We start from the raw sequence: 6,127 nt of genomic DNA, 5'->3' as shown, positions 1-6,127 counted from the left end.
GGCGACGCCGACACCAACACCGAGCCCGAAAAGCCCACTACCGACGCCGCGAGACCGCCGAGTTGATCACGTAACCGAAAAGTACGGCTGTCGTACTAGACAGCCATGAAGGTGATGCCCCGGGGACGCAGTCTGGGGGCTCAGCCTCTGAGTGGACTCGTTGACGTACGCCGCCACGGTCGCCTACCCGGCTCTAGCAAACCGGGGCATCGTCCAGACCAGCTTCATGGCGGACTCCGATCCGCGAGGTTCTGCGCCCACCGGTTGCCCGTGCGCTGTGGGCTGCTACGCGCGGGTCGCGTGGACTGCCGCCGCCGCTGCCCTCCCGGTATCTGCGCCCGCCGACCGCGCTCCTGGAACTGGCCGTCTCTGCGCGGCCGAACGATTCGGTCAACCACCACGAGGGGGATTCCATGCGATCGAAGACGATCGGGTCAGTCCTGGCCGGCGCGGCCACCGCCGCAGCCCTGCTGGGCGCGGCGCCTGCGGAGGCGAACCCCGCCGGCACGACAATCAGGGATGTCGCCACCTTGCTGTGCCTGGACAGCAACTACGCGGGCGAGGTCTACACGCTGGGATGCAACGGCGGCAACTATCAGAACTGGCGCCAGGTCCGCGGGACATACGGCACGAAGTTCGTCAACTCCCAGACTCACCGGTGCCTGGACAGCAACGCCGCCCGGCACGTCTACACCCTCGGGTGCAACGGAGGGTCGTATCAGGAGTGGCGGGTCCGGCGGTTCCACTGGGGCTGGGAGCTGACGAACGTCGCCACCGGCTTCTGCCTTGACAGCAACGCCAACGGCCATGTGTACACGCTTGGTTGCAACGGCGGGAACTTCCAGCGCTGGGTCTGGTGACCAGAACCGGCCCCGTCGCGTGGCGAGGACAGCTGCCGTAGGGCGGCCGCCAATGCGGCCGGCTTCTGCCGCTTCCTATCATTGATCCGCAGGGTCTTGCGTAACCTCGGGCGGGCACAGCAGCCACTCGTACAGTTCGCGGTGGCGGAACTGGTAGGCGGCGCCGGAAACCCGCAGCACACCGATGGCGGTGGACCATTCCAGGAACCGTCCCATTCGCACCGGCGCCACTCGATGGGCCGCCGCGACCATGAGGCCAAGGTGGTACCGGAGAACGGCTGTTCCGGGCTCCATCGCCAGGAAGAACACACAGGACCCCGCCAGCGAGATGACTGCCGCCACCCAGGGACGGGCCACCAGGCAGAAGGTGGGAACACTGGTCGAGGCGCGGGCGAACAGGTGGATCGCTTGGGCCCGGGTGGCCCGGCGCACCGCCCGGATCGGGGTCGCCACGTTGACGTCGGTGGCCCACGAGGTGGACATGGACGCGGCGAGCCGGGCGAACCCGTTGGCGACGGCGCCGACCAGCGCGGCAGCAACAGCCACGGCCAGGCCGAATCCCTGGCTGCGCACCACCGTCCCGATGGCGTACAGGGCCAGCAGATACAGCAGGTAGCTCGGGTAGCCGGTTCGTGCGCCGGCGCCGAACGCCCGGACGCGCTGTCGCCAAGGGAGCTGAATCCGGGCCGCGTCGTGGAGCTGCGGCCAGGCTAGCCGGTAGCAGCGAACGCTGACGGCCACGCCGACAATGCCGCCGGTCGCGGCGGACAGGTAAGCCCACCAGCCACCGGTGCCCTGAACGATGGCGAAGTCGCCGATCATGCTGAGGGCGAGGGCGGCCAAGCCCACGAATACAGCCCCGAGAGAGAGCGAGAAGGCGCACGCCAGGTGCACAATCCGTAGCCGCAGCGGCGAGGTGAGCGCCCAGAGCAGGTGCGGCGCGAGTTCTCCGCGCGCCTCAGCCGGAGCGTCTGGCCGCTCGCTCATGCGGTGCTGATGCTGGGCGAGCGCGCGTAGCCAGCTGACTGCCCGCTCCGGCGCCGGGTGCGGTCGTATCCATAGGTACCGCTGGTCCAGCAGCGCGGGTCGGGGCCAGCGGGGTCGACGTGGCAGGCGCCGTCGCGCCGATCGGGACTTCCGGGCGGCGATGGCGACAGCGGCGGGGATGAACTGGGTCAACAGGGTGCTGTGCAGCTCGCTGGCCCGTACGTCGTCGGTGGTCGGGTCCTCGGTCGGGTCGTCGGTGAGCAGGATCGACGGCGCCAGCAGGGTCGGCATGACGGTGGTGGCGAGCACCAGGCGCCATGGCGTGGCCAGGACGCTGCGGGCGACGCGGCCGGCGGGCGACCCGAGCTGGCTGATCACCGGTTGCCAGGCGGCCAGCTGCTCGGTGTCGTGCTCGAAGGTGCTGGTCAGGTAGTCGCGAATGGTATCGGGGGTGATCGGCGAGATGGTGAGGGTGGTGGCGCCAGCGAGTCGTGCGGCGCTGTTTCCGGCCGCGGGAGTCGTCGCGGTCAATTGCTGGTAGTAGTCCTCCCGACTGGTGACCACCACCGGGTACCGGGCGGTGACACGCTGGAGTTGGTTCAGTTCGTGCAGCAGGCCAGCGCCGTGCCGGCGGCCGGCGTCGTCCTCGCCTGCCAGAGTGCCCAGCTCGTCCAGTCCGTCGATGACCGGCAGGATCATCCGGTTCTTGACCAGGTCATCGGCCGCGGCTGCGGGGACCCCGTAGTCGGTGCGGATGCTGGCGGCGAACCAGTCGAGCAGGTCCCGGCCGACGGTCCAGGTGGCGGCGCTCAGGCGTACCGGGATCAGCGCTGCGGCACGGGTCCTGGCCCGCTCGGCGAGTTTGACCACCAGCTGCTGGCAGGTGACGGTCTTGCCGGCGCCCGCTGCGCCCAGGAGCACCAGCCGGCTACCTCCGCGCGAGGGTCGCAGCCGCGTCATGACCTGGTAAAAGTCGTGGTGTTCGCCGTTCGGGCCGATCATGGTCAACTCGATCAGCGGGTGTCCCTGCCGCGCCGCTTCCAGAGCGGCGGTCTCCACCAGCACCACCCGGTTGGCCAGGAGCTGCCGGGGATCACTGGCGTCGGATGCCCGGGCGGAGCCCTGGATATACACCTTCTGGGTGTGCCCGACACCCCCGGCGATGACGCCCCGGCTGTGCCGGGCGTCGATGTGGCGGCTCGACGACCGGGCCATCGGACAGCCGCTTAGTTGATCGTGACGTTCTGGGTGTTGCCGACGCCGCCGAACATCGCGCCCTTGCTGAATCTGGCGTCGATCGACGTGTTCGTGGCGCCATGGATCGAGATCAGCATCTGACGGGCAGCCTGGACCACCTCGGGGTCGTCGACGGCGCCCGCGGCCAGCAGGTGCGGCTCCAGCAGCTGCCGCACCGCCTGCGCCTCGGTCATCTCACCCTGCAAGGCCGCCAACGCGGCCTGATCACCCCGGAACAGGGTGATCAGCCGGGACCGCAGCCGGTCGAGTGCCTCCCGCGTCGCGGCGGTCGCGGTGTCGGTGACCGCCGCGACGCCGCCGGCGACCAACGCCCCGACTATCAGGTCCACGCCGTCGGCGTAGTTCGCGAGTTCCATGCCACATCCTCTGGGCGAAACCGTGGAAGCGATAGGGGCCAGACCTGCCACACTCATGGTGTCCAACATGCACAGTCGACATCTGGTTACGGCTCCCCGCCACGTTCTTGGCGGCAGGTCTGACGCTGCGAGGAGGCCAGGTTCGAGCGAACCCGCGCCTCCAGTTAGCTGGACCGGACCACAGTCACTGTGGATCTTTCGATACTCGGAGTGACTGCGTGGTACGTCGTCGGTACAGTCGAGGACTCCGCGTGCGAGGGGTCTGCGTGTGAAGAAGCTACGCCATGAATTCGACCGACTCGGGCTGTTGGTCGCTGGCACGGCAGCGGTGCTGCTCAGCGTCAGTGACCTGACGGGAATCATCGACCTGCCCCTACTCAGCCGGAGCACGCCGAAGTTCGCGCTGCTGGTATCCGGGATGACCCTCATGATCGTCGCCAGCACTCTCACCACAGCCGGCCGCCTCACCCACGAGCGGCTGGCCGCGCTGCGCGACCTGATCGTCGGGCAGCAGCGGGCCGGGCAGCGGGAGGCCGCGGCGCTCCAGCGGGCGACCGCCGACCAGTTGGCGGCCATACGCGTCGAGCTGCTCGAACAGCTACGGATCAACCACGCCGCCATCAGCCGGGCGGTGGTGGCGCAGCTCCCGGAGCTGCTGGAGCAGACCGAGCCCTCGGTGTTGCGGATCTACCGGCCCTACCTGGAAGACATCTTCCGGACGCCAGCCCGGGTGCTGACCGAGGGGCGGTTCCGACTGGAGAGTGTGGACCAGCAGCGCAGCTTCCACCGGCGTGCCTTCGACCAGCACCCGGGCGGGCACTTCCTCGCCACCAGCCTGCCCACCAGGCGCTACTTCTGGCAGTCCGACTACGTCGAGCGGGCGATGGCCGGATTCGTGGCCGGCGGCGGGATCATGGAGCGGGTGTTCTTCCTCCCCCACGGCGCCGACACCCTCGCCGACCCGGAGTGCCGGGCGATCATCGATGCGCATGCCGAGATGGGGGTTCGGGTATCGGTTCTGGACGTGTCCCGGGCGCCTGTGCCCACCCACCGGTTCTTCTTCGCGGCCGCCTCCGGCGCCTTCGCCTGGGAGGCGCTGCGCGGCCCCGACGACCAGATCACCTCGTTCGAGGTGACCGCCAACCAGGTCGACACCCATCGCTATCTGGAGCTGTTCGACCAGATTCGGAACATGGCCGAGCCCTACCGGCCGGGCCTGGCGGCCGCCCGCCAGATCGGCGGCCCCTGCGCCGTGGCGGTGTCCCGGGAACCGGCCGCTTTCACCGAGTTCGAGCGGAGCGGCTGGCAGCGAGCCGCCCCGGTCTACGCGAAAGTATGGTCGCCGCTGACCCGGCAGAGCAACGACAGCGTGCTGGACGCTCTGGCGGCCGACGCGGACACCACGCTGTTGGACGTGGCCTGCGGCGTCGGAGACCTGACCGCCGCCGCGGCCGACCGCGGCGGGACCGCGACCGGCGTCGACTTCTGCCCGGCGATGCTTGGACTGGCCAGGCAGCGGCGCCCGGAGCTGACGTTCAGTGGGCAGGCGGCGCAGCAGCTGGCGTACGGCAGCGAGCGCTTCGACGCGGTGGCGATGAACTTCGGCCTCCTGCACGTCCCGGACCCCGAGGCGGCGCTGCGCGAAGCGTATCGGGTCCTGCGGCCGGGGGGCCGGTTCGCCTTCACAGTCTGGGCGGAACCGGCGGAGGCGGTCGCCTTCGACTGGATCCTCCGGGCGGTCGCCGACTGTGGCGAGCAGGCGACGGTGCCGCACGGGCCGGACTTCTTCCACTTCGGCCGGGCCTCGGAATGCCGGGTGGCGCTGACCACCGCGGGGTTCGCGGCCGTCAACGTCGTACGGCTGGACCTGGACTGGCGACTGTCCTCGTCACGTGCGGTGTACCCGGCGTTCCACGCCGGCACCGCGCGTATCGGCGGCCTGCTACGACAGCAGAGCCCGGCGGCGCAGGAGCGGATCCGGTCGCGGGTGGACGACTCGGCACGGGAGCTGGCGGGCGGGGACGGGGAACTGGTCGTCCCGATGCCCGCCGTGATGGCGTACGGCGTCAAACACTGACCAGCCTGCCGTCGTCCGGCAGGTGGCCACCGCCGGCCCGACCTTGTCGGCCCCGCTGAGCACACTGATGCAGGCAAGACGGGTCGTTAACTACCCTGGAGGCGTGACAGACGACAGGAGTCGGCCCGCTCGGGTGGGGGACGTGCATGAGCTGGCTTTGGCCATGCCACACGTCACCGTTGACTGCGGCAGTGGCGACAATCCGGTCTACCAGGTGGGCGGGAAGTCGTTCGTCTTCTTCCGTAATCCGCGGCCGGACGCGATCGACCCGACGACCGGCGGGCGGTATACGGACGTGATCGTCTTTTGGGTTCCGTCCGAGGCGGACAAGCAGGCGCTGACGCAAGATGAAGCGTCGCCGTTCTTCACCACCGCGCACTTCAACGGCCACCCTTCGGTTCTGCTGCGGGCCGCCCGCGTCGGCGAGCTGACCCACACGGAGCTGGCCGAGGTGGTCCAGGACGCGTGGCTGTCGCGCGCGTCAGCACGCCGACCGGCAGCGTGGCTGAACGAGCACCCGCCGACGTGATCGACGCTCGGCGACAGGTGCGCCCGCCCACCCCTCCATGACGATCACCTCGACGGATACT

The 6,127-nt window shown here is 69.6% G+C and carries 5 protein-coding genes; 3 read left to right on the top strand and 2 right to left on the bottom strand.

What is annotated here, in order from left to right; all coding sequences use genetic code 11:
• Window positions 1-413: 413 nt before the first annotated feature.
• Window positions 414-860: an RICIN domain-containing protein gene (locus ABD287_RS09585; RefSeq protein WP_344171351.1), complete on the top strand. Its 447-nt coding sequence runs from the start codon at window positions 414-416 to the stop codon at window positions 858-860.
• A gap of 78 nt (window positions 861-938) precedes the next feature.
• Here the strand turns inward: ABD287_RS09585 and ABD287_RS09580 are convergent, their stop codons facing one another.
• Both ABD287_RS09580 and ABD287_RS09575 read right to left on the bottom strand, forming a co-directional pair.
• A complete protein-coding gene (locus ABD287_RS09580; RefSeq protein WP_344171349.1) occupies window positions 939-3,062 on the bottom strand; it encodes an NACHT domain-containing protein in 2,124 nt (707 codons plus the stop codon).
• An 11-nt stretch (window positions 3,063-3,073) separates the two neighbouring features.
• Window positions 3,074-3,460: a hypothetical protein gene (locus tag ABD287_RS09575; RefSeq protein WP_344171347.1), complete on the bottom strand. Its 387-nt coding sequence runs from the start codon at window positions 3,458-3,460 to the stop codon at window positions 3,074-3,076.
• A 268-nt stretch (window positions 3,461-3,728) separates the two neighbouring features.
• On the opposite strand from ABD287_RS09575, the gene ABD287_RS09570 reads away from it, so the two are divergent.
• A complete protein-coding gene (locus ABD287_RS09570; protein WP_344171345.1) occupies window positions 3,729-5,537 on the top strand; it encodes a class I SAM-dependent methyltransferase in 1,809 nt (602 codons plus the stop codon).
• Between the two features lie 103 nt (window positions 5,538-5,640).
• Window positions 5,641-6,066 carry an MmcQ/YjbR family DNA-binding protein gene (locus ABD287_RS09565; protein WP_344171343.1) on the top strand — a complete coding sequence of 142 codons (426 nt, stop codon included), beginning with the start codon at window positions 5,641-5,643 and terminating at the stop codon, window positions 6,064-6,066.
• Window positions 6,067-6,127: the final 61 nt, after the last annotated feature.

It is taken from the genome of Pilimelia columellifera subsp. columellifera (assembly GCF_039532605.1).
Lineage (GTDB): Bacteria > Actinomycetota > Actinomycetes > Mycobacteriales > Micromonosporaceae > Pilimelia > Pilimelia columellifera.
This window is presented reverse-complemented; position numbering and strand designations above follow the sequence as displayed.

Excerpts from the sequence above, each read along its gene's own strand:
- ABD287_RS09575 (WP_344171347.1), bottom strand. The coding sequence starts at position 3,460 with ATGGAACTCGCGAACTACGCCGACGGCGTGGACCTGATAGTCGGGGCG.
- ABD287_RS09585 (WP_344171351.1), top strand. The coding sequence starts at position 414 with ATGCGATCGAAGACGATCGGGTCAGTCCTGGCCGGCGCGGCCACCGCC.
- ABD287_RS09580 (WP_344171349.1), bottom strand. The coding sequence starts at position 3,062 with ATGGCCCGGTCGTCGAGCCGCCACATCGACGCCCGGCACAGCCGGGGC.